Below are 24,341 nucleotides of genomic sequence, written 5' to 3'. Positions count from 1 at the left end.
AACGGGGTCTGTGTTGGATACGGGTCACCATTATTGACCATGGCCGGGGCGGGGGTCATCCCCGCTGTGGTTATGTCGCCGATTCACTACTGTGATGCGGCCTGTTGGCTCGGTATGATGGCGCCATTGCGTGACCATGGATGACGCCGTCACAGGCGTACAAGGGGGAAGGCCGCTTGAGTGTCAAGAAGAGAGCCAGCGCTCGCCGCACGCCGGCGACCCAGGCCAAGGGCAGGGCCAGCCAGGCCAAGGACCAGGCACGTCGCGTTGGATTGAAGCTTCAAGGTGCCAGCCGCGAGGGGGTGGTGATCATGCTGCTCGCCGGCTGCGTGTTTCTGCTGCTGGCCTTGTTCAGCTACCAGGCCGGGGATCCGGGGTGGTCGCACAGCGGGCCCGAGACGGCAGTCGGCAACTGGATGGGGCCGGTCGGTGCCTGGCTGGCGGATGTGCTGTATTCGCTGTTCGGCGCCAGTGCGCTGTGGTGGCCCGGCATGCTGGGGTTTGCCGCCTGGTGGCTGGTACGCTCGCGACAGGTGCGCTTCGAGTGGGATACCACGGCGCTGGCGGTCAAGGCCGCCGGCCTGGTGCTGCTGCTGCTTGGCACCACGACGCTGGGTGCCCTGCACTTCTACAGCCCCTACAGCGGCCTGCCCTACGCCTCAGGGGGGATTCTCGGTGAAGGCCTGGTGGTGGGGCTCTACCCGCTGGTCGGCGCCCACGGCACCACGCTGCTGGCGATGGTGGCGATCCTCTGCGGCTTTCCGCTGTTCTCTGGCCTCTCCTGGCTGACGGTGATGGACGAGCTGGGGCGCCAGCTGTTCCGCCTGATCGGCTGGGTCTGGGAACAGCTGGGGGGTGCCAAGGACCACTGGCTGGTGCGTCGCGAGCAGGCCCGCGATGCCCGTGATGCCCAGCGCAGTGAGAGGCAAGCGACTGACAACGAGGCGCAAGACGAGCAGCCCGAGACCACCGCGCGCCGCTGGTGGCAGCGCCTGCTGCCCTGGCAAGGCAACGCCGACAGCGTGCCTGAGATGGCCTCCCAGGCGCCCCCGTCGCGGGCCGAGGGGCGACTCGAGCCGGGGTTTGGCGATGACGGAAACACCGATATCCCGTGGGAGGTGCCGGCGCACACGCCGTCGGCCAAGCGACCCGAGGCGGCGTACAGCGCCAGCGCGCGGGCCGCGGCGCCAGCTTCATCGGCTGCCGGACAGGCCGCCTGGGCCGGCGCTGCCGGGCCGGCAGCGACACAAGAGACGCCGCTGCGCCCGGATGTCGATGAGCCCTCCTGGGCGGGTATGTCGCTGAGTGCCCAGCGCGATGACGTGACAAGCCCGCAGGCGGCCGAGCCGGCACCCACCGAACCGGCTCCCGCTGATCCGGCTCCCGCGGAGCCGCGCCCCGGCGTAGCCGTGGAACTGGACGCAGACGACGAGGCGCGCCCCCAGGCCTGGGCTTCATCGGGCTCGTCGCCGCACTCGCCGGCGCGCAGCGACAAGCGTGAGCCGAGCCTGGTCAGCTGGCGCGACGCCGACTGGGAAGACGAGCCTGACGCCGATGAGCCGCGCCTGTCGTGGTCGGATCTCGACGAGCCGGATACGCCGCCAGCACCGGCCAAGGTGGCCGACGAGCACGTGCCACCCGATCACCCTGCGGCAGACCACGGCGCGGCGGAAGAGGCCGCTCCCCAGATGGCTCCCGACCCTGGGCAGACGCCGGTCGAGACGCCCCGGGTGGCCACTGCCGAGCAGGGCCGCGCCGCCGCCGCCGAGCCCGCCGGCCCGGCGCTATGGACCGTGGAGCACCTGCAGAACCAGCGCCCCCAGTTCGACATGGTCTCAGAGCCCGACGGTGAGCTGCCCAGCCTGCGGCTGCTGACGCCGCCGGAGCCGCACCAGCCCAACTACACCCCGGAGCAGCTGGCGAGCATGGCCGAGCTGCTCGAGACGCGGCTGCGCGAGTACGGCGTCAAGGCCGAGGTGGTCGAGACCTGGCCGGGGCCGGTGATCACGCGCTTCGAGATCAAGCCCGCCGCCGGGGTCAAGGTCTCCAAGATCAGCAACCTGGCCAAGGACCTGGCGCGCTCGCTGATGGTCAAGAGCGTACGGGTGGTGGAGATCATTCCCGGCAAGCCCACCGTGGGCATCGAAATTCCCAATCCCAAGCGCGCCATGATCCGCCTACGCGAGGTGATCGACTCCGACCGCTATCAGCACGAGGCCTCGGCACTGACCTTGGCGCTGGGCCAGGACATCGGCGGCGCGCCGGTGGTCGCCAACCTCGGCAAGATGCCGCACCTGCTGGTGGCCGGCACCACCGGCTCGGGCAAGTCGGTGGGGGTCAACGCCATGTTGATCTCGATGCTGCTCAAGGGCACCCCCGACGAAGTGCGCATGATCATGGTCGACCCCAAGATGCTCGAGCTGTCGGTGTACGACGGCATCCCGCATCTGCTGGCGCCGGTGGTCACCGACATGAAGGAGGCCGCCAACGCGCTGCGCTGGTGCGTGGCCGAGATGGAGCGCCGCTACAAGCTGATGGCGGCCATGGGCGTGCGCAATATCGCCGGCTTCAACGCTAAGCTCGACGAGGCCGAGCGCGCCGGCGCCCAGGTCGCCGACCCGCTGTGGGAGCCGCAGCCGTGGCAGATGCACGAAACGCCGCCGGTGCTCGAGAAGCTGCCCTACATCGTGGTGGTGATCGACGAGTTCGCCGACATGTTCATGATCGTCGGCAAGAAGGTCGAGGAGCTGATCGCGCGGCTGGCGCAGAAGGCCCGCGCCGCCGGCATCCACCTGATACTTGCCACCCAGCGGCCGTCGGTGGACGTGGTGACCGGCCTGATCAAGGCCAACATTCCCACCCGCATGGCCTTCCAGGTCTCCTCGCGGGTCGACTCGCGCACCATCCTCGACCAGGGCGGCGCCGAGAACCTGCTCGGCCACGGCGACATGCTCTACCTGCCGGCCGGCTCGGGCCTGCCGACGCGGGTCCACGGCGCCTTCGTCGACGATGACGAAGTGCACCGCATCGTCGAGGACTGGAAGCGCCGCGGCGAGCCTGAATACATCGAGGAGATCCTCTCCGGCGGGGTGTCCGCCGATGCCTTGACCGGCCTCGAGGCCGAGGGTGGCGGCGATGGCGACGACGCCGAGCAGGACGCCCTCTACGACGAGGCGGTGATGTTCGTCACCGAGTCGCGTCGCGCCTCGATCTCGGCGGTGCAGCGGCGCTTCAAGATCGGCTACAACCGCGCCGCGCGGCTGGTCGAGGCGATGGAGTCGGCCGGCGTGGTGTCGTCGATGGGCAGCAACGGCAGTCGCGAAGTCCTGGCCGGCCCACCCGCCGGCGACTGATGACAAGCATGCAGCAATCGTGGAAGCGCTGGTTGCGCTGCAACGTCCACTCAGGGGCGCTGTCCATGAGTCGGGAACACAACATCGTCGTGCACTGAAGGTGCGGCGTAAGGGAGTGAAAATGAAACTGAAGACATCGCTGCTGGCCCTGTCGCTGACTGCTGCCATGCCCCTCACCGCGCTGGCCGATGACGGCGCCGAGCGCCTTACCCAGCTGCTCGATTCGCTGGAGACCTATTCTGCCGACTTCGAGCAGCAGATCCTCGACGGCAGCGGGCAGCGCCTCCAGGAGGCGCGGGGCCAGATGTGGCTATCGCGGCCCGGCAAGTTCCGCTGGGAAGTCGACGCGCCCTATCGCCAGGAAGTGGTGTCGGACGGCGACGAGGTCTTCCTGCATGACCCGGACCTCGAGCAGGTCACGGTGCAGGCGCTGGACACCCGCGTCACGCACACCCCGGCACTGCTGCTCTCCGGCAGCGCCACCGAGCTCACCGACAGCTACCAGGTGAGCCACCAGCAGCAGGGCGATACCGAGACCTTCACGCTGGTGCCGCGCGGCGCCGATACGCTGTTCGAAGAGCTCAAGATGACCTTCTACGGCGAGCAGTTCGGTGCCCTGCAGATGAACGACAGCACCGGCCAGCGTACCGCCATCGAGTTCAGCAATATCCAGGTCAACGGCGATATCGACGAGGCCCACTTCGTGTTCGAGATCCCCGACAACGCCGATGTGATCCGCGACGATCACTGATAGCGCCGAGCAGTAAGCGCCTAGCGCCCAGCAAGTCAGCAAGCCCCCGCCGGAGCGAATTCGGCGGGGGCTTGCTGGTTCTTATCCGCTGTCAGGCAACATTCTGCGGCGCTCGGCGCTACTCGTCGCCGTCGGCCTCGGCGTCGAGCTCGGCGCGCCACGCCATGATCTGCTTGAAGCGCGCCTCCTGGCCGAACTCGCTGGGCTGGTAGAGACTCGCCGGTGGCAGGCCCTCGGGCCAGCAGTCGTGGCGGCGGCCGGCAGGGTAGCCGTGGGGCTCGTGGTGGGCGTAGCGGTAGCCGTCGCCGTGGCCGAGCTCCTTCATCAGCTGGGTCGGCGCGTTGCGCAGGTAGCTGGGTACCTCGAGGGTGGGGTGCTGGGCGGCAAGCGCCTTGGCCTGCTTCCAGGCCTGGTCGATGGCATTGCTCTTGGGCGCCACCGCCAGGTGGATGGCGGCGTGGGCGATGGCGCGCTGGCCCTCGTAGTCGCCGAGGCGCAGATAGGCGTCCCAGGCCGCCATCACCAACGGCAGGGCGCGGGGGTCGGCATTGCCGACGTCCTCCGAGGCGATCGCCGCCAGGCGTCTGACCACGTCGAGTGGGTCGCCGCCGCCCTGCATGAACTGCGCCATGTACATCAGCGCGGCATCGACCCGCGACGAGCGCAGCGACTTGTGGATCGCCGAGAGCAGGTCGTAGTAGTGGTCGCCCTGCTTGTCGAAGGCGCTGGCCTGATGGCCCAGCACGTCGGCCAGCGCCTCTGTCGGCAGGCGTTCGCCGTCGCCGTCTGGCACGCAGAAATCGCAGGCGGTCTCGAGCAGGCCGAGGGCGCGTCGCGCGTCGCCGCCGGCGGCGCGGGCCAGCATGGCCAGCACGTCGTCGTCGACCTGGATGCGCCGCTGGCCAAGCCCGCGCTGGCTATCCGCGAGGGCCTGGCGCAGCACCGCGAGCAGCTCGTCCTCGGTGAGTGTCTTGAGCACATAGACCCGCGCCCGCGACAGCAGCGCCGAGTTGACCTCGAAGGAGGGGTTCTCGGTGGTGGCGCCGATCAGCGTCAGCAGCCCGGATTCGACGTGGGGTAGCAGGGCGTCCTGCTGGCTCTTGTTGAGGCGGTGGATCTCGTCGAGGAACAGCAGCGTGTTGTGCCCCTGCGACAGTTGCGCGCGCTCCACGGCAGCGCGGATATCCTTGACCCCGGCCATCACCGCCGAGAGCTGCTCGAGCCGGGCGCCGGATTCGTTGGCGAGAATTTCGGCCAGGGTGGTCTTGCCCACGCCGGGTGGGCCCCACAGGATCATCGAGCGCACGCTGGCGCTTTCCGCCATGCGCCGCAGCGGCTTGTCCGGGCCGACCAGCGCCTGCTGGCCGATATATTCGGCCAGGTGTCGCGGGCGCATGCGATAGGCCAGCGGAGCTCCGGCGTTGGCATGTGTCTGGCTGAACAGGTCCATGGCTTCCTCAGTATGCTTCGTATGCGACGTTTGGCGACAGGCAGGATGGCGCCAGAGCCACTAGGGTTAAACACTCATCGTAGCCGTGGCGTCGTGCTGTCCGTTGGAACCTGGGACACCTCGGCACGATCCAATGTCGTGCCGACGTTCGCCCTCGACAGCAGAGCACTCGACAGCAGAGGAGGACCCTCCATGCCCATGCTGACTCAATTGCGCCAGGATCATGCCAATATGGCGCGCCTGTTGCACGTGCTGCAGCTCAAACAGAAGACGCTCGCCGCCGGTGAGCGCCCCGACTTCCAGCTGATCCGCGAAGTCGTCGACTATGTGCTCGACTACATGGAGGACTTCACCGTGCCGCTGGAGCGGCTGTGCAGCGAGCAGCTTGCGACCAAGGTGCCCGAGGTCAGCGAACTCAGCAATCGCCTGAGTGCCGACTACCGTGCGCTGCGTGAGCGGCTGCAGCGGCTGTCCCAGGATCTCGACATGATTCTGATGGATGCGGTGCTGCCCATGGATCGTTTCGCCGAGGACCTGCGTGCCTACCTCGAGGCCCACCGCGCCTACCTACGCGACGAGCGCGAGGCGCTCTTCCCGTTGATCGCCGAGCACTTCGACGACGCCGACCTGCGTCATCTCGCCACCCTGCTGCCCGAGGGCGCCAAGGCGCGTCTCGAGTACCTGCAAGCGGCCTACCCCGAACTCTACGCCGAACTCAGGGCCACGCCGGAGCCGGCCCTGTAACGGGAGCGCCGCCCAGGCCCGGCTAATGCGCCCGCACCGCCGGCAGCTCATCCCAGCGCGTGGTATAGCGCGATGAGCGCCGGCGGCTGTGCATCTGCCAGTCGGCGTCGGGGGCCTGCACGCCGAGCGTTAGCGCCTCGCGGCCGAAGCGGGCGCGGATGTTGTCCCAGGCGCCCATCAGCTGCGCCTTGCTGGGCGATTCGGCGGGATCCAGCAGTGAGGCCTGGTGATGCTGGCGCGGGCTCAGTTCGGCCAGCATCACGCCCACTTTATGATAGGCCAATCCCGCCTCCCAGAGCTGATCGAGCAACTGCTGCGCCAGTTGATTGAGGCGCAGCGTGTCGGCGCTGGGAACCGGCATTGGCGCCCACAGGCTGGCGCGCCGCTGGACGACGTCCTGGAACGGATTGGTGCGCAGGAAGACGCCGATGGCGGCGGCCTGGAGGTCGTCGCGGCGCAGCTTCTCGCCGGCTCGCTGGCAGTGGTAGCGCAGTGCAGCCGCCAGCGACTCGCGCCGCCGCAGCGCCTGGCGAAACGAACGTGAGCACAAGATGCTGCGCCGCGGCGTGGCCAGGTCGGTGCCCGCCAGGCAGGGATGGCCGGCGAGCTCCAGGGCGGTGCGCGCCACCACCACCCCGAAGCGCTGCTGCAGCCAGGCGCCGGGGGCCGAGCGCAGCGCCGCGGCGGTATCGATGCCGTGGTCGAGCAGCCGGCACTGCAGGCGCTCACCGATGCCCCACACCGCGCTCAGCGGCAGCTCGGCAAGCGTCCCACGCAGGTCACGGTCGTCAGCGTGGGACCAGACACACACCTGGGGCCGGCCCGGCTGACGCTTGGCGCGATGGTTGGCGAGCTTGGCCAGGGTGCGGGTCGGGGCGATACCCACCGACACCGGCAGCCCCACCTCCCGCGCTACCGCCTGGCACAGCTCGGCGCCAAGCGCGGTGAGATCGTCGGGCAGGCCGCGCAGATCGAGGAAACTCTCGTCGATGGAGTAGGGCTCCAGCGCCGGCACTCGCGCGGCCAGCACCTGCTGGCTACGCGCCGAGAGGTCGCCGTAGAGGGTGTAGTTGGACGAGCACAGGGTGATGCGGCGGCGCAGCGCGGGGGCGATCTTGTGGGTCGGAATGCCCATCGGGATGCCCAGCGCCTTGAACTCGTTGGAGCGGGCGATCACGCAGCCGTCGTTGTTCGACAGCACGCCCACCGGCTGGCCCTCCAGATGGGGGGCGAACAGCCGTTCACAGCTGACGTAGAAATTGTTGGCATCGACCAGCGCGAACACGACGGGCTCCCGGCTCAGGTAGTCATTGGCGGTGCCTGGCGGCAGCCGTGCACCACATAGTGCACCACGCCCCACAGGCGGCAGTCGCTTTCACCGTCGAGGGGCAGGCGCGCCTGGTGTGACGTGGGCGGGCACAGCCAGCGACGCCGCCGCTGGCCGTCGAGCCGGCGCAGGCAGAGCTCGCCGTCGATGGCCGCCACCACCCAGTCGCCGCGCTGCGGCGTCAGGGCGCGGTCGACCACCAGCAGATCGCCGTGCTGAAAGCCGGCCGTGGCCTGGGCATCGCCCTCGACGCGCATGAAGAAGGTCGAGGCGGGACGCGGTACCAGCAGGCGGTGCAGGTCCAGCGGCGCCTCCAGATAGTCGTCGGCTGGCGAGGGAAAGCCGCTGGCACCGCGGCGTTGCAGGCCGGGGTGCGGCTTGCGTGCGGCGTGCTGGGCTATCGGGGTTAGATGCATGCGGGCTCCGGCTGAATCATTTATTACTGTAAAAATAACCAGTATTCGAGGTTGAGGCAAGGGGGGTCGTGACGGTCGAGTCGCGGCCGACGGCAGGGTAGAATGCCCGGCATCGATCACACCGCGCGGGGCGCTATGGACCGGCTACAGGCAATGCAGATCTTTCGTGCCGTCGTCGAGGCGGGCAGCTTCGCCGGCGGCGCGCGCAAGCTCGGGCTGTCCAACGCTATGGTCAGCAAGCAGATCTCGCGCCTGGAGGCGCTGCTCGGGGTGCGCCTGCTGATGCGCACCACCCGACGCCTGCAACTGACCGTCGAGGGCGAGCGCTATCTGCAGGGCGCCGCGCGGCTGCTCGATGAGCTCGGCGAGCTGGAGGCGGAGCTGGGCGAGCAGCGCGGCGAGGTGCGCGGTCGCCTGCGGCTGTCGGCGCCGCTGGATTTTGGCGTGCGCGAGCTGATGCCGGCGCTGCAGGCCTTCGAGCAGGCCCACCCCGGGGTGGAGCTGGAGGTGGTGCTCGAGGATCGCCGCGTCGACCCGCTGGCCGAGGACTTCGACCTGGTGGTACGCATCGGCGCCCTGGAGGACTCCAGCCTGATCGCCCGCCCGCTGATGGCGATGCCGGTTCACCTGTACGGCGCGCCGAGCTACTTCGAGCGCTACGGCGTGCCGCAGCATCCCCGCGAGCTCAGCCACCATCGCTGCCTGCACTACAGCCTGCAGCGCGGTGGCCCGGGCTGGGTCTTCCAGGTTGACGGCCAGTCGGAGCGGGTGCGCTATCGGCCGGTATTGACCTGCAACAACGGCCGCGCCCTGGTCGAGGCCGCGGCGCGCGGCATGGGGCTGGCGATGAAACCGGCCTTCCTGGGCGAGCCCGAAGTACGCCGTGGGCGCCTGGTACGGGTGCTCGAGGCCTTCGCTCCCCCGCCCCTCGAGGTGTACTTGCTGTACGCCGAGCGCGAGCTGATGCCGGCGCGGCTACGGGTGCTGATCGACACACTGCTGGCGCATTTTCAGGGGCGGCAGCCATGAGCGGACCGCTGCTGGTATTCGATTCCGGTGTCGGCGGGCTGTCGGTGGTCGCGGCGATGCGCCAGCGCCTGCCTCAGGCCTCGCTGGCGTACGTCTGCGACAACGCCATGCTGCCCTACGGGACCAAGCAGGATGCCTGGCTGGTGGAGCGCTGCGTGGCAGTGTGCGAGGCCGCGGCGGCGGCCAGCGGCGCCAGTGCCCTGGTGGTGGCCTGCAATACCGCCAGTACCCTGGCCCTCGAGGCGCTGCGTAGTCGACTGACGATGCCGGTGGTGGGCACCGTGCCGGCGATCAAGCCCGCCGCGGCGCTGTCGCAAAGCGGCCACCTGGCGCTGTTGGCCACCTCGGCCACGGTCAACCGGCCCTATACGCGGCGCTTGATCGAGACCTTCGCCGGCCACTGCCACGTACAGCGCCTGGCCGCCGATCCGCTGGTCGCCGAGGCCGAGCACTGGCTGGCCGGTGGCGCGCTCGATCCGCAGGTGATCGAGGCGTGCCTGGCGCCGCTTTGGCAGGACCCCGAGCTCGACACCGTGGTGTTGGGCTGTACGCATTTTCCGCTGCTGCGTGAGGCGCTGGCCGCCGCGGCGCCGCGGCCGGTGACCTGGGTCGACTCCGGTGACGCCATCGCCCGGCGGGTCGCTCAGGTGGTGTCGCCGCTGCCCTCGCTGCCCGGCCCGCAGACCGCCTGGCTGACCCGCGAGGCGCCGTTGCTGGCACCGGCCCTGGCGCGCTTTGGCTTTGCCCAGGTGCGCGGCCTGGCGCTGGACGGGGTCTCCACAGACACGTCCTTCCCTTCGTCGACGCCCTGAGGCGTCGCTTACCCCGTATTCTCATCGTCAAGGAGGCCCCGTGGCCGTACCCGTCGTCGACCCACCGCGCTACGCCGAGCAGCTCGAGGCCAAGCGCCAGCGCATCAGCGCCCAGTTCGCGCGCTTCGATCCGCCGCCGCTGGAAGTGTTCGCCTCGCCACCGAGCCACTACCGCATGCGCTGCGAATTTCGCCTGTGGCACGAGGGCGACGACCTGTTCTACGCCATGTTCGAGGTCGACCCCGACGACCCCAAGCAGAAGCGGGTGATCCGCCTCGATCAGTACCCGGTGGCCAGCCGGCACATCAATCAGCTGATGCCGCAGCTGATCGAGGCGTTGCGCGACAACCCGCTGCTGCGCCGCAAGCTGTTCCAGGTCGAGTTCCTGACCACCCTGGCCGGCGAGGCGCTGGTCACGCTGATCTACCACAAGCCGCTGGACGAGGCCTGGGAGGCCGAGGCGCGAGCGCTGCAGGAGGCGCTGGATGTCGCCATCATCGGTCGTTCGCGCAAGCAGCGGCTGGTGCTCGAGCGCGACCACGTCTGGGAGCGGCTCGAAGTCGAGGGGCGTGAGTTTGCCTACCAGCAGGTCGAGAACAGCTTCACCCAGCCCAATGCCGAGATCTGCCGCGCCATGCTCGGCTGGGCGCGGGACGTGACCCGCGACAGCCAGGCCGCCGACCTGGTCGAGCTCTACTGCGGCAACGGCAACTTCACCGTGGCCCTGGCCGAGAACTTCCGCCGCGTGCTGGCCACCGAGATCTCGCGCACCTCGGTGGCCAGCGCGCGGGAGAACCTGGCCGCCAACCGCATCGACAACGTGCAGGTGGGGCGGATGTCGGCGGAGGAGTTCGCCGCCGCGCTGAAAGGCGAGAAGGGCGGCCGCCGGGTGGCCGAGATGGCGCTGGACGACTACGATTTTTCTACCGTGCTGGTGGATCCGCCGCGAGCCGGGCTGGATGACGCCAGCTGCGCGCAGCTGAGCGGCTATTCGCGCATCGTCTACATTTCATGTAATCCCGATACGTTGGCGGCCAATCTCGAGCGCCTCTGCGACAGCCACCGCATCACGCGCTTCGCACTGTTCGACCAGTTTCCCTGGACCCATCACTGCGAATGCGGGGTGCTGTTGGAACGCCGATGCGCAACCGACATGACGCATGACAAGACTGGCAACTCAGTAGGTTAGACGCCGCGCCAAGGGTAGAGTGACGCCACATGCGACCCTACGGGTCGCTCACTGGACGATTTCGCCGGTCGCGCTGCGGCTGGCCCACGCCGAGGTGATGGATGCAACACGTTGCGATCGATGGCAAGCAGGAGTTCCTGGCTCAGCTTCAGGAGCAGTTGGTCAAGCGTCTGGCGGACGACAAGGTCAAGGCGATCACCGCCTTCGCCGATGCGTTCTATGCCAGCGCGTCGCTCGAGGACATGGCCGGGCGGCGCCCCGAGGATGTCTACGGCGCGACGCTGTCGACCTGGCACTTCATTCAGAGTCACGACCTGAGCAAGCCCAAGGTGCGGGTCTACAACCCCGACTTCGCCGAGCACGGCTGGCAGTCGACTCACACCCAGGTCGAGGTGCTGCACGCCGACATGCCGTTCCTGGTCGACTCGGTGCGCATCGAACTCAACCGCCGCGGCATCACCGTGCACGCCATCCACAATGCTGTACTGGCCATGCAGCGCGATGCCAAGCATCGCCTGACCAAGGTCGCCCGGCCCGGCGACAAGGACGCGCCGGCCTCGCGTGAGTCGCTGATGGTGATCGAGGTCGATCGCCACTCCGATCCCAAGCTACTCGAGGAGATCGAGGCCAGCCTGCACGAGGTGCTGCTCGATGTGCGCACCGCGGTGGCCGATTTCACGCCGATGCGCGATCAGGTGTCGGCCGCCCTCAAGGAGCTCAAGGCCAAGCGTCCCAAGCAGGTCGACCCCGCCGACCATCAGGAGGCGATGGCCTTCCTCGAGTGGCTGCTCGACAACAACTTCACCTTCCTCGGCTACGACGAGTACGAGGTGGTGGAGGTCGACGGCCACGACGAGCTCAAGTTGGTCGAAGGCAGCGAGCTGGGGGTGTTCCGCCTCGACCAGCCGCGCTATCGCGAACGCATCCGCAACGACCAGGGCGTCGACGGCGACCACTACGTGCTGATTCCCGAGCTGCTGTCGTTCGCCAAGAGCGCCCATCACGCCCGCGTGCATCGCCCCGCCTATCCCGACTACATCTCCATCGACCGCTATGATGCCAAGGGCAAGGTGATCGGCGAGCGGCGCTTCCTGGGGCTGTATGCCGCCACGATCTACAACGAGTCGCCGCGCAACGTGCCGGTGCTGCGCAAGAAGCTCAAGGCGGTAATGGAGGCCACCGCGGTCAATCCCGACGGCCACGACGGCAAGCAGCTGATACAGATCCTCGAGGTCTATCCGCGCGACGATCTGTTCCAGATCACCAGCGAGGAGCTGACCCGCACCGCACTGGGGATTCTCAATATCCGCGAGCGGCGTCGGGTGCGCCTGTTCGTGCGCGAGGATCGTTTCGGCAAGTTCTACTCCTGCCTGGTGTTCGTGCCGCGGGACGTGTTCTCCACCGACCTGCGCGTGCGCATCCAGAACCTGCTGTGCGAAGAGCTCGATGCCACCTTCGGCGATTTCAACACCTACCTCTCCGAGTCGGTGCTGGCGCGTATCCAGTTGATCCTGCGCTTCAACGGCGATGCGCCGGCCGACTACGACCTCAAGCGTATCGAGAACAAGGTCATCGGGCTTGCCCGCAGCTGGCGCGACGAGCTGCACGAGGCGATGGTCGAGGGCTTCGGCGAGGAGCAGGCCAACCGGCTGATGGACGTCTACCGCGATGCTTTCCCGGCGGCCTATCGCGAGGACTTCACGGCCCGCACGGCGGTCTACGATATTCACCACGTCAACGACCTGGACGCCAGTGCGCCGCTGTCGCTGTCGCTCTATCGGCTGGTCGAGGAGGAGGGCGACGGGGTCAATCTCAAGCTGTTCCATCGCGACCGGCCGATCCCGCTCTCCGACGTGCTGCCGGTGATGGAGAACCTCGGGCTGCGGGTGATCGGCGAGCGCCCCTATGAGCTCACCCGCGCCGACGGTACCTGCTGGATCCACGACTTCGATCTCGAGCACCACACCAACGAGGTGGTCAACCTGCAGGAGATGCGCGAGCCGTTCATCGATGCCTTCAAGCGCATCTGGAACGGCGAGGCCGAGAACGACGCCTTCAACCGCCTGGTGATCGGCGCCAACCTCAGCTGGCGCGAGGTGGCCATGCTGCGCGCCTACGCGCGCTACCTCAAGCAGATCCGCTTCGGCCTGTCGCAGCTCTACATCGCCACTACCCTGACCAAGTACCCGGAGATCACCCGCGAGCTGGTCTCGCTGTTCGAGCTGCGCTTCGATCCCGAACAGGGCGATCGCGACAGCGAGGTCGAGGCGTGCCTGATGCGCCTGCAGCACAGCCTCGACGGCGTCGCTAGCCTCAACGACGACCTGCTGCTGCGCCGCTATATCGAGCTGATCCAGGCCACGCTGCGCACCAACTACTATCAGCCCGGCGCCGACGGCGCACTCAAGGACTACATCGCCTTCAAGCTCGACCCGACTCGCGTGCCCGACATGCCCAAGCCGCGCCCGGCGTTCGAGATATTCGTCTACTCGCCGCGGGTCGAGGGCGTGCACCTGCGCGGCGGCAAGGTGGCCCGCGGCGGGCTGCGCTGGTCGGATCGTCGCGAGGACTTCCGCACCGAGGTGCTGGGGCTGGTCAAGGCCCAGCAGGTCAAGAACGCGGTGATCGTGCCGGTAGGCGCCAAGGGCGGCTTCGTCTGCAAGCGACTGCCCGAGGGCGGCGACCGCGATGCCCTGCAGCGCGAAGGCATCGCCTGCTATCAGATCTTCATCCGCGCGCTGCTCGACGTCACCGACAACCTGGTGGCCGGCGAGGTAGTGCCGCCCCAGGCGGTGGTGCGCCACGACGAGGATGATCCCTACCTGGTGGTCGCCGCCGACAAGGGCACCGCGACCTTCTCTGATATCGCCAACGAGATCTCCCTCGAGTACGGCCACTGGCTGGGCGACGCCTTCGCCTCCGGCGGCGCCAACGGCTACGACCACAAGAAGATGGGGATTACCGCCAAGGGCGCCTGGGAGTCGGTCAAACGCCACTTCCGCGAGTTCGGCGTCAACACCCAGGCCGACGAGTTCAGCGTGGTGGGCATCGGCGACATGGCCGGCGACGTGTTCGGCAACGGCATGCTGCTGTCGGACAAGATCCGCCTGCTCGGCGCCTTCAACCACCTGCATATCTTCGTCGACCCGGCGCCGGATGCGGCCAAGTCGTTCGCCGAGCGCAAGCGGCTGTTTGACCTGCCGCGTTCGAGCTGGGAGGACTACGACGCCAAGCTGATCTCCAAGGGCGGCGGGATCTTCTCGCGCAGCGCCAAGTCGATCGCGATTACGCCCGAGATGCGGGCGGCCTTCGACATACAGGCCGACAAGCTGGCGCCCAACGACCTGATTCGCGCCATGCTCAAGTCGCCCGTGGACCTGATCTGGAACGGCGGCATCGGCACCTACGTCAAGGCCGCCAGCGAGAGCGACGCCGAGGTCGGCGACAAGGCCAACGATGCGCTGCGCATCGACGGCCGCGAGCTCAACTGCCGGGTGGTTGGCGAGGGCGGTAACCTGGGCCTTACCCAGCGCGGTCGCATGGAGGCGGCTGCCCGCGGGGTGAGGGTCAACACCGACTTCATCGATAACGCCGGCGGGGTCAACTGCTCCGACCACGAGGTCAACATCAAGATCCTGCTCGACGACATCGTCAAGCGCGGAGACATGACCGACAAGCAGCGCAATCAGCTGCTCGCCGAGATGACCGAGGACGTGTCGCAGCTGGTACTGATCGACAACTACCGCCAGACCCAGGCGCTGGCGCTCTCCGAAGTGCTCTCCAAGGAGGGGCTGGGCCCCTACCGGCGCTTCATCAACGAGCTCGAGGCCAGCGGACATCTCGACCGCGAGCTGGAGTTCCTGCCCGACGACGAGACCCTGATCGAGCGCTCCAACGCGGACGAAGGCTTGACCCTGCCCGAGCTGTCGGTGCTGGTCTCATATGCCAAGAGCACCCTCAAGGGTGACCTGATCGCTTCCGAGGTGCCCGATGATCCGTATATCCAGCAGCATCTGGAGCGTATCTTCCCGCAGGTGCTGGTGGAGCGCTTCAAGACCGAAATGTACGATCACAAGCTGAAGCGCGAGATCGTCGCCACCCAGATCGCCAACGACCTGGTCGACCACATGGGCATCGTCTTCGTACGGCGGCTGATGGACACCACCGGCGCCGGGCGTGCCGACATCGCTCGTGCCTATATCGTGGCCCGCGACAGCTTCAGCCTCAACGGCGTGTGGCACAAGATCGAGGCCCTCGACAACAAGGTCGACAGCCGCGTCCAGTACCGCATGATGCTCGACCTGATGCGGCTGCTGCGGCGCGCCACGCGCTGGTTCCTGCGTCAGCGCAGCAGCATGACCACCAAGGACTGCATCGAGCACTTCGCGCCGCGCCTGGCGCAGCTCCAGGAGAGCCTTGGCAAGCGCCTGCGCGGCGATGAGCGTCAGGCCTGGGAGGCGCGCCGCGACCAGCTCAAGGCGGCCGGCGTGCCGGACGCCCTGGCCAGCAGCGTGGCCTCGACCCAGAGCCTGTATGCCGGGCTCGGCATCATCGAGGCCGCCAAGCAGACCGACGAGAAGATCCAGCGCGTCGCCGAGGTCTTCTACGAGGTCGGCCATCGCCTCGAACTGCCGTGGATGATCGACCAGATCAACGCCCTGGAGGTGCGCGATAGCTGGCAGGCCCAGGCGCGAGAGAGTTTCCGCGACGATCTCGATCGCCAGCAGCTGGCATTGACGGTGGGCGTGATCAAGCTCGACAGCGGAGCGCGTGACGTCGAACAGCGCGTGGAGCAGTGGCTCGAGCGACACGACCGGCTGTTCCAGCGCTGGTGCAATCTGCTCGCCGAGGTGCGCTCCGGCAGCCAGGGCGGTTTCCCGCTGTTCTCGGTAGCGATCCGCGAACTGGCCGACCTCGCCGAGAGCAACAGCGAGAGCTGATGCAGGCCGTCATCGACCCACGAACCCCCGCGCATGCGGGGGTTCGTCGTTTATGGGGCGGCTGGGCTATAATCGCCGCCCGTCGCCATCTGTCGCCCCGAGGAGTGCCATGTATTCGCTTGCCCGCTCGCTGCTGTTCCGACTCGATCCGGAAACCGCCCACGGGGTGGCCCTCAAGGGTCTCGACCTGGCCAACCGCGTGGGCCTGGCGCGGCGCTGCGGTGGAGCCCAGGTCGCCGATCCGCTGACGCTGATGGGCCTGCGCTTCCCCAATCGGGTCGGGCTGGCCGCCGGGCTCGACAAGAACGCCGACCACCTCGATGCGCTGGGCGCGCTGGGCTTCGGCTTCGTCGAGGTCGGTACCGTGACCCCCAAGCCCCAGGACGGCAACCCCAAACCGCGCATGTTCCGCCTGCCCGAGGCAGAGGCGATCATCAACCGCATGGGCTTCAACAATGCCGGCGTCGATCACCTGGTGGCGCGGGTCCAGGCCAGCCGCTACCAGGGCGTGATCGGTATCAACATCGGCAAGAATCTCACCACCCCGGTGGAGCAGGCGGTGGACGACTACCTGATCTGCCTGCGCAAGGTCCACGCCCATGCCGACTACATCACCGTGAATATCTCCTCGCCCAATACCCCCGGGCTGCGCAATCTGCAGTTCGGTGAGCATCTCGATGCGCTGCTGGGCACGCTGCGTGAGGAGGCCACGCAGCTCGACCAGCGCAGCGGGCGGCGCGTGCCGCTGGCGGTAAAGATCGCCCCGGACATGAGCGCCGAGGAGGTCGGGCTGGTCGCCGCCTCCTTGACCCGCAGCGAGATCGACGCGGTGATTGCCACCAACACCACGGTAGACCGCGAGGCGGTGGCCGGACTTGCCCACGCCGACGAGCAGGGCGGACTCTCCGGGCGGCCGGTGTTCGAGGCCTCCAACCGGGTGATTCGCGCGCTGCGCCAGCAGTTGCCGGACATGCCGATCATCGGCGTGGGGGGCATCGACAGCGCGGCGGCGGCGGCGGCCAAGCTCGAGGCGGGCGCCGACCTGGTGCAGCTCTACTCGGGCTTTATCTACCGTGGCCCGGCGCTGGTGGGCGAGTGCGCGCGGGCGCTGCGTGAGGCGAGCCAGGGGTAAGCGACAGGCGGGCAACAGAAAGGCCCGCGGGTGAGGCGGGCCTTGAAAGAATCATCGCATGCGTTACGCATTAAACGATGAAGACGGTGATATCACATCACCATGGGGTTCTTGTGAATGCCGGAGACACCTGTCATACCGGACCATTGATCCCCACGACCCTCACGCCAACCGCTCATCCAGTATTCGCGAAGATTCACATCCTGACTGGGACAGTCATCACGGGAGCGGCCGGTGATGCCCGCCTTGTAACCGTGAACATAGGCACGCTGGAAGCGATCACGTTTCTGTCGTTTCATCGGATGGCCTCTTGATGAAGAACCGAGTTTATTCGGGACGAATGGTGTTAGTGCGGTGGGTCGGGTCGACCCGCCACACGCCATTACCAGTGGCGTCCATGGACAAGAAACGCATGCGTTTTCAGTAGCTACCCTATTACATCTAGTTCATGATGCGGGGCCTTGTCGAGCGGTGATTTTGCATAAGGCCATCATCAAACTGACACCACAGGAATATGACCGGCAGCAGGGCCGTGGCACTTTTTTATGACTGATATACAACTGGCTGATAACCATCACATTTTTGTAACATGCCCGTGGGGTATCGAGGGCCTGCTGGCGGATGAGCTGAGCGCGCTCGGCGCCCAGGTCGACAAGACCACCGTGGCCGGCGTGCATGCCAGCGGATCACTCGAGGTGGCCTATCGGCTCTGCCTGTGGTCGCGGCTGGCCAACCGGGTGGTGCTGTGCCTGGCGCGGGAGGAGGGCATCGAACACCCCGAGCAGCTCAAGGCCAGCGCCGCGGCCGTGGCCTGGGAGCAGCACTGGCGGCCGGGCACGACGCTGGCGGTGGACTTCCACGGCCAGTCGGCGCATATCCGGCATACCCGCTTCGGCGCCCAGACGGTCAAGGATGGGGTGGTGGATGCGCTGCGTGCTGCCGGCGGCGGGCGCCCGGATATCGACCCCAAGTCACCGGACCTGCGGCTCTATGCTCACCTGCATCGCGGCCGCCTGACGCTTGGCATCGACCTGTCCGGCGACAGCCTGCACAAGCGTGGCTATCGCCGTGAGCTTGGCCATGCGCCGCTCAAGGAGAACCTCGCCGCGGCGCTGCTGATGCGCGTCGACTGGCCGGCTCGCGCCAAGGCCGGCGAGGCGCTGGTCGACCCGCTGTGCGGCTCGGGGACCTTGCTCATCGAAGCCGCGCTGATGGCCGCCGACGTGGCACCCGGGCTGGCTAGGGAGCGCTTCGGCTTGCACGGCTGGGCGGGCCACGACGCCGCGCTGTGGGCCGAGCTCAAGCGCGAGGCCGAGGCCCGCGCCAGCATCGGCCGCAAGCGCTGCAAGTCGGCACTGTTCGGTGTCGACCAGAGCCCTCAGGCGGTCGCCGCGGCCAAGGCCAACGCCATGCGCGCCGGGATTCCGGCGCTGATCGACGTCAGCGGCGGCGCGGTGGCCCAGCTGACGCGCCCCGCGGCGCTGGACGCCGAGACGCCTGGGCTGATCATCACCAACCCGCCCTACGGCGAGCGCATCGGCGAACTGCCCGAACTGGTGCCGCTGTACGCCGCCATCGGCGAGCGTAGCCGGCGCGCCTTCCCGGGCTGGACCCTGGCGCTGTTCACCGGCAACCCGGATCTCGGCCACCGTACCGGGCTGCGTGCCGTCAAGCAGTACGCCTTCAAGAACGGCCCGCTGGACTGCAAGCTGCTGTTGATGCCGTTGCCGCAAGCTGACCTAGATGCGTCCCCGGCAGACGCATTGGCGTCTGAGCCCGCCCACGGCGAGGGCGACAGCGCACCGCGGCGCAGCGAGGGCGCGCAGATGTTTGCCAACCGCCTGGAGAAGAACCGCAAGCGCCTCAAGAAATGGCTCAAGCAGCGCGGCGAGCCCTGCTATCGGCTCTATGACGCCGACATGCCGGAGTACGCCCTGGCCATCGATGTCTACGGCGAGCGCGTCCACGTGCAGGAGTATGCGCCACCGCGCTCGGTCAACGCCGCCCAGGCCCAGCGCCGCCTACACGATGCCCTGCAGGTGATTCCCGAGGTGCTCGGGGTGCGCCCCGAGCATGTCTACGTCAAGCAGCGCGAGCGCCAGAGCGGGCGTGCCCAGTACCAGAAGCAGGCCGCCAGCGGCGAACGCTTCGAAGTACGCGAATGCCGTGCGCGGCTATGGGTCAACCTGCGCGACTATCTGGATACCGGGCTGTTCCTCGACCACCGGCCGGTGCGGCGGCTGCTCGCTGAGCTGGCACCCGGCACGCGCTTTCTCAACCTGTTCTGCTACACCGCCACGGCGACGGTGCACGCCGCGCTGGGTACCGAGCAGCAGGGCGGTGCCAGCGACAGTGTCAGCGTCGATCTGTCGAATACCTACCTGGAGTGGGCGCGGGACAACTTCGCCCTCAACCGCCTCGACCCGAGTCGCCACCGCGTGGTGCGCGACGACTGCCTGCGCTGGCTGGAGACCGCCGGTAGCCAGTTCGACCTGATCTTCATGGACCCGCCGACCTTCTCCAATTCCAAGAAGATGGCCGCGACCCTGGATATCCAGCGCGACCACGGCCGCCTGGTGCGCCTGGCCATGGCGCGGCTGGCCCCCGGCGGTACCCTGGTGTTCTCCAACAATCAGCGCAAGTTCGTGCTCGATACCGACCTCGCCGCGGAGTACGCGGTGGAGGACATCTCCGCCAAGACCTTCGATCCGGACTTCGCGCGGCGCCCGGATATCCACCACGTCTTCATGATCCGCCATCGGGAGGCCGCATGATCCGGCTGCGACTCTACACCACCCTGGGCTGCCACCTGTGCAGCCAGCTCGAGGCGCTACTCAGCGAGCTGAGCAGTGAGCCGGTGACGCTGGAGCATGTCGAAATCAGCGAGGACGACGCCTTGATGGCGCGCTACGGCGTGCGGATTCCGGTACTCGCCGATCAGCAGGGCGAGGAGCTCGATCGCGGCTTCGACCCGGCGAGGCTGGCGGCCTGGCTGGAGGCGCGCGGCTGGCTGGACGCTGGCGCCTGGGAGGCCCTGCAGCGGCGGCTATACCAAGCGCCCGCGCCGGCTGAAGTGAAAGGCGCGGTAATCCGCGGCGGGCGGCGCTATCTGGGCTAGGCCCTACGGGCAGCGCGGAGCACTTGGCGCTTACCGCTTACAGCGCCTCCAGCAGCGACAGCTGGCGCACCGCGTCGCGCCCCTCGGGGGTGTCGTCCTGTACCTCGAGCACCTTGTGAAAGCCCCGCGAGGCCTGGATGTGGCCTATATCGTCGAGCCACATCACCGCCTGGGCGTAGTCGTCGGCGAGCTGGTGCTTGAGACCGCCGAACTGGGTGCCGATCTGCCCCCAGGCGCGGCTGAAGATCCAGTCGCCGAACATGTCCTGATGGATATGCACCAGCACGTAGTCATGTTCACTCTCCCAACGGACGATCATCGGGGCTCCTGAAGGTGGTGGGCGAGCCTGGTCGGGCGCTCGACGCTGTTCGGCGTGCTATTGTAACGGCGTTGCCGGGCATAGCCATAGCGCTGTGCTTGCCTGCTAACGCGATCGTTGGGGAGTCCCACATGCGTGTGATCGTCGATGCCAACATCCCTGCTGCCAAGCGCTGCTTCGGCGAACTTGGCGAGGTGGTCATGCTGCCCGGCCGTGAGATCGACGGCGCGGCGCTGGCCGGTGCCGAGGCGCTGATCGTGCGCTCGATCACCCGGGTCGATGCCTCGCTGCTCGAGGCCGCCCAGCGGGCCGGGGCGCGGCTGCGTTTCGTCGGCACCTGTACCATCGGTACCGATCATGTCGACCAGGCGGCGCTGGCCGCCCGCGGCATCGACTTCGCCAGCGCCCCGGGCTGCAACGCCGAGGCGGTGGTCGATTATGTGCTGTCGAGCCTGGCGCTGCTTGCCGAGCGTGAAGAAACCGCCCTCGACCGGCGCCGGGTGGGGATCGTCGGTGCCGGTAACGTGGGTGAGCGGCTCTATCGGCGGCTGACGGCGCTGGGGCTCGACTGCCGCCGCTGCGACCCGCCGCGCGCCGAGGCGGAGCCGGGCGAGCGCTTCCATGGCCTGGGCGAACTCTGTGAGTGGGCCGATGTACTCTGCCTGCATACCCCGCTGGTGCGCAGCGGCGCGCATGCCACCCACCACCTGCTCAACGCCGAGCGCATTGCCGCACTCAAGCCCGGCACCTGGCTGCTCAATGCCGGTCGCGGCGACTGCCTGGATGGCGCCGCGCTGAGCCAGCGCCTGGCCACGGCGGGGGATCTGCGCGTGGTGCTCGATGTTTGGGAAGGAGAGCCGGGCATCGACGCGACGCTGCGGCAGCGGGTGGATATTGCCACGCCGCATATCGCCGGCTATAGCCTCGACGGCAAGCTGCGCGGCACCCAGCAGATCTATGCCGCGGCGCTGCGCCGTTTCGGGTTGCCGGCCAGGCTGAGTATCGACGACCTGGCGCCGCCGCCGCCACTGAGGCGTCTCGAGCTGGGCAGCGGGCTGTCGCCCTGGGACGCGCTGCGGTTGTGCATGCGCGCGGTCTACGATGTGCGCCGCGACCATGACGGTCTGGCGCTCAGGGCGGCCACCCAGGGCATGGCCAAAGGCTTCGATGCCTGGCGTGCCGAGTATCCGCTGCGGCGTGAGTTTGCCACGCTCAAGGTGGCACTGGGCAAGGACAGCCAGCCGCTGGCGCCTCTGCTTGCCGCGGCGGGCTTTCGGGTCAGTTGAGGCACATGGCCGGGCGCGATGCCCGGCGCAGCAACGCAACGGGCTCACCCTTGGGTGAGCCCGTTGCGTCGTGGCCAGGTTCAGGCAGCGTGCGACTCACTGACGGTAAGCCGCCTCCTTGAGGGCGCGGATGCGATCATCCAGCGGCGGGTGGCTGGCGAACATGCGCTCCATCAGCGAGCGGGTCTGGCCCTTGGTGATGGCCATGGCGCGCAGGGTGTCCGGCATCTGGTCGGGCAGCTCGGTCTCGGCCTTGAGGCGCGCCAGGGCGTTGATCATCGCACCGGAACCGGCCAGCCTGGCGCCGGCGGCGTCGGCGCGATACTCGCGGAAGCGCGAGAACCAGGCGACGATCGCCGAGGCGACGATGCCGAATACGATCTCGGCCACGATCACTACCGCAAAATAGCCCATGAAACCGAGCCCGGCGCCGTTATTTCGGCTCTTGAGAAAGCCGTCGACCAGGTGGGCGACGATGCGCGCGAAGAACATCACGAAGGTGTTCACCACGCCCTGGATCAGCGCCAGGGTGACCATGTCGCCATTGGCCACGTGGCCGATCTCGTGGGCCAGCACCGCGCGCACCTCCTCCGGGCGCATGCGGTTGAGCAGGCCGGCGGAAACCGCCACCAGGGCGTCGTTCTTGTTCCAGCCGGTGGCGAAGGCGTTGGACTGCTGGGCCGGGAAGATGCCGACCTCGGGGGTCTTGATGCCGGCTTCCCGGGACAGCTCCTCGACGGTGTCGAGCAGCCACTTTTCGGTGCTGTTCGACGGCTGCTCGATGACCACCGTGCCAGTGCTGCGCTTGGCCATCCACTTGGAGATGAACAGCGAGATCATCGAGCCGGCCATGCCGAAAATGAAGCAGAAGATCAGCAGCGAGTTCATGTTCAGGCCTTGGGCGTTGAGGTAGGGCTCAACGCCAAGCAGCCTGAGGGTGATGCTGGCGACCAGGATCACACCCAGGTTGGTGGCCAGGAAAAGCAGGATTCTCATCATGTTACGCGGTCTCCGGCAAGAAACGACAAATTAGCTGTGGATTAGATACGGTCTGTGGGCCCGGGTTTCAAGGGAAACACTGACTAAATGCCTGCGCGTGCGAATCACTGCGTTGCGCGGTGCTCGAAATCCTCACCTATACCCCATAGGCTCCGGTTTCTGTGCTCCGTGCGCCTTGTGCTTCATCCCGCTAGCCGATTTATTCAGCGCTTCCCAAGCCGCTGGCGTTTTATGCGTCATTGACGATAGCGCGACAGGAAGTTGCCGAAGCGCTCCAGTGCATCACCGAGCTGCTCGGCCCACGGCAGGGTGACGATGCGCACGTGGTCCGGCTGCGGCCAGTTGAAGGCGGTACCCTGCACCAGCAGGATCTTCTCCTGCAGCAGCAGGTCGAGCACCAGCTGCTGGTCGTCCTGGATGTTGAACACCTTGGGGTCGAGCCGCGGGAAGGCATAGAGCGCGCCCTTGGGCGTCGTGCAGGAGACCCCGGGGATGGCGTTGAGCTTCTCCACGGTGATGTCGCGCTGGGCGCGCAGCCGTCCGCCGGGCAGGATCAGGTCGTTGATCGACTGATAGCCGCCCAGCGCGGTCTGGATGGCGTGCTGGGCCGGCACGTTGGCGCACAGGCGCATCGAGGCGAGCATGGTCAGGCCCTGGATGTAATCGGCGGCGCGCTGCTTGGCGACGCCGCCGGAGAGGATCATCCAGCCGGAGCGGAAGCCGGCGCAGCGGTAGCTCTTGGAGAGCCCGTTCATGGTCACCACCAACTGGTCGTCACTGGCCAGGGCGCCGGTGGAGACGTGCTCGACGTCGTCGTAGAGGATCTTGTCGTAGATCTCGTCGGAGAACACCACCAGGTCGTGTTCGCGGGCGATGTCGAGCAGCTCGCTGACCACCGCCGGCGGATACACCGCGCCGGTGGGGTTGTTGGGATTGATCAGCACGATGGCGCGGGTATGGCTGGTGACCTTGGCGCGAATATCGTCCATGTCCGGCGCCCAGTCGGCCTGCTCGTCGCACAGGTAGTGCACCGGGCGTCCGCCGGAGAGGTTGGCGGCGGCGGTCCACAGCGGATAGTCCGGCGCCGGGATCAGCACCTCGTCGCCGTCGTTGAGCAGCGCCTGCATGGCCATCACGATCAGTTCCGAGACACCGTTGCCGATGTAGATGTCCTCGATGCCGACGCCGGGGATCTGCTTGCGCTGACACTCCTGCATGATCGCCTTGCGCGCCGAGTAGAGCCCCTTGGAATCGCAGTAGCCCTGGGCGGTGGGCAGGTTGCGCATCACGTCCTGAAGAATCTCCTCCGGGGCCTCGAAGCCGAACGGCGCGGGATTGCCGATATTCAGCTTGAGGATGCGCTGACCTTCCTCTTCCAGGCGCTTGGCATGGTCGAGCACCGGGCCGCGGATGTCGTAGCAGACGTTGTGAAGCTTGTGCGATTTCCTGATCGGGGTGTCCATGGGGTGTCCGAAA

The 24,341-nt window shown here is 67.6% G+C and carries 18 protein-coding genes; 11 read left to right on the top strand and 7 right to left on the bottom strand.

The features are described 5' to 3' along the window. Positions 1-140: 140 nt before the first annotated feature. Both BWR19_13925 and BWR19_13920 read left to right on the top strand, forming a co-directional pair. The gene (locus BWR19_13925) at positions 141-3,353 is read left to right on the top strand and encodes a cell division protein FtsK (GenBank protein APX93941.1); all 3,213 of its coding nucleotides are present in this window, start codon (positions 141-143) and stop codon (positions 3,351-3,353) included. Positions 3,354-3,474: 121 nt separating this feature from the next. Continuing rightward, complete coding sequence (locus tag BWR19_13920; GenBank protein APX93940.1) at positions 3,475-4,104, top strand: outer membrane lipoprotein carrier protein LolA; 630 nt, start codon at positions 3,475-3,477, stop codon at positions 4,102-4,104. Positions 4,105-4,222: 118 nt separating this feature from the next. On the opposite strand, the gene BWR19_13915 is transcribed toward BWR19_13920, so the two are convergent. Then, a complete protein-coding gene (locus BWR19_13915; protein ID APX93939.1) occupies positions 4,223-5,554 on the bottom strand; it encodes an AAA family ATPase in 1,332 nt (443 codons plus the stop codon). Positions 5,555-5,752: 198 nt separating this feature from the next. Between BWR19_13915 and BWR19_13910 the strand changes: the two genes are divergently transcribed. Beyond that, on the top strand, positions 5,753-6,298 hold the full coding sequence (locus tag BWR19_13910; GenBank protein ID APX95035.1) for a hypothetical protein: 546 nt from the start codon (positions 5,753-5,755) through the stop codon (positions 6,296-6,298). A gap of 22 nt (positions 6,299-6,320) precedes the next feature. Here the strand turns inward: BWR19_13910 and BWR19_13905 are convergent, their stop codons facing one another. Together BWR19_13905 and BWR19_13900 are read right to left on the bottom strand one after the other, a co-directional pair. Further along, on the bottom strand, positions 6,321-7,583 hold the full coding sequence (locus tag BWR19_13905; protein ID APX93938.1) for a hypothetical protein: 1,263 nt from the start codon (positions 7,581-7,583) through the stop codon (positions 6,321-6,323). 14 nt (positions 7,584-7,597) lie between these two features. After that, positions 7,598-8,041, bottom strand: a complete 444-nt coding sequence (locus BWR19_13900; protein APX93937.1) for a hypothetical protein — start codon at positions 8,039-8,041, stop codon at positions 7,598-7,600. 135 nt (positions 8,042-8,176) lie between these two features. Here BWR19_13900 and BWR19_13895 point away from each other — a divergent pair, with 135 nt between their 5' ends. The 5 genes from BWR19_13895 (at position 8,177) to BWR19_13875 (ending at position 17,143) form a co-directional block, all read left to right on the top strand. Then, on the top strand, positions 8,177-9,070 hold the full coding sequence (locus BWR19_13895; protein APX95034.1) for a LysR family transcriptional regulator: 894 nt from the start codon (positions 8,177-8,179) through the stop codon (positions 9,068-9,070). Next, the gene (locus BWR19_13890; GenBank protein ID APX93936.1) at positions 9,067-9,882 is read left to right on the top strand and encodes a glutamate racemase; all 816 of its coding nucleotides are present in this window, start codon (positions 9,067-9,069) and stop codon (positions 9,880-9,882) included. The genes BWR19_13895 and BWR19_13890 overlap by 4 nt, the downstream gene beginning before the upstream one ends. A gap of 40 nt (positions 9,883-9,922) precedes the next feature. Beyond that, the gene (locus BWR19_13885; protein ID APX93935.1) at positions 9,923-11,071 is read left to right on the top strand and encodes a tRNA (uridine(54)-C5)-methyltransferase TrmA; all 1,149 of its coding nucleotides are present in this window, start codon (positions 9,923-9,925) and stop codon (positions 11,069-11,071) included. A gap of 101 nt (positions 11,072-11,172) precedes the next feature. Beyond that, a complete protein-coding gene (locus BWR19_13880; GenBank protein ID APX93934.1) occupies positions 11,173-16,011 on the top strand; it encodes an NAD-glutamate dehydrogenase in 4,839 nt (1,612 codons plus the stop codon). 109 nt (positions 16,012-16,120) lie between these two features. Then, on the top strand, positions 16,121-17,143 hold the full coding sequence (locus BWR19_13875) for a dihydroorotate dehydrogenase (quinone) (GenBank protein APX93933.1): 1,023 nt from the start codon (positions 16,121-16,123) through the stop codon (positions 17,141-17,143). Positions 17,144-17,235: 92 nt separating this feature from the next. On the opposite strand, the gene BWR19_13870 is transcribed toward BWR19_13875, so the two are convergent. Continuing rightward, positions 17,236-17,442: a ribosome modulation factor gene (locus BWR19_13870; protein APX93932.1), complete on the bottom strand. Its 207-nt coding sequence runs from the start codon at positions 17,440-17,442 to the stop codon at positions 17,236-17,238. A gap of 246 nt (positions 17,443-17,688) precedes the next feature. On the opposite strand from BWR19_13870, the gene BWR19_13865 reads away from it, so the two are divergent. Together BWR19_13865 and BWR19_13860 are read left to right on the top strand one after the other, a co-directional pair. Next, a complete protein-coding gene (locus tag BWR19_13865; protein APX93931.1) occupies positions 17,689-19,917 on the top strand; it encodes a 23S rRNA (guanine(2445)-N(2))/(guanine(2069)-N(7))-methyltransferase in 2,229 nt (742 codons plus the stop codon). Further along, positions 19,914-20,261: a thioredoxin family protein gene (locus BWR19_13860; GenBank protein ID APX93930.1), complete on the top strand. Its 348-nt coding sequence runs from the start codon at positions 19,914-19,916 to the stop codon at positions 20,259-20,261. Before BWR19_13865 ends, BWR19_13860 begins: the two co-directional genes overlap by 4 nt. 37 nt (positions 20,262-20,298) lie before the next feature. Here BWR19_13860 and BWR19_13855 read toward each other — a convergent pair whose 3' ends face one another. Next, entirely contained in the window at positions 20,299-20,580 is a 282-nt protein-coding gene (locus BWR19_13855; protein ID APX93929.1) for a hypothetical protein, read from the bottom strand. A 131-nt stretch (positions 20,581-20,711) separates the two neighbouring features. Here BWR19_13855 and BWR19_13850 point away from each other — a divergent pair, with 131 nt between their 5' ends. After that, complete coding sequence (locus tag BWR19_13850; GenBank protein APX93928.1) at positions 20,712-21,866, top strand: 4-phosphoerythronate dehydrogenase; 1,155 nt, start codon at positions 20,712-20,714, stop codon at positions 21,864-21,866. 96 nt (positions 21,867-21,962) lie between these two features. Here the strand turns inward: BWR19_13850 and BWR19_13845 are convergent, their stop codons facing one another. Together BWR19_13845 and BWR19_13840 are read right to left on the bottom strand one after the other, a co-directional pair. Beyond that, complete coding sequence (locus tag BWR19_13845; GenBank protein APX93927.1) at positions 21,963-22,865, bottom strand: zinc metalloprotease HtpX; 903 nt, start codon at positions 22,863-22,865, stop codon at positions 21,963-21,965. A gap of 236 nt (positions 22,866-23,101) precedes the next feature. Then, positions 23,102-24,328: an aminotransferase gene (locus tag BWR19_13840; protein ID APX93926.1), complete on the bottom strand. Its 1,227-nt coding sequence runs from the start codon at positions 24,326-24,328 to the stop codon at positions 23,102-23,104. Positions 24,329-24,341 lie beyond the last annotated feature (13 nt).

Source organism: Halomonas sp. 1513, from assembly GCA_001971685.1.
Classification (GTDB): domain Bacteria; phylum Pseudomonadota; class Gammaproteobacteria; order Pseudomonadales; family Halomonadaceae; genus Franzmannia.
Note: the sequence above shows the minus strand (reverse complement) of the source record. Positions and strands in the feature narration are given on the sequence as shown.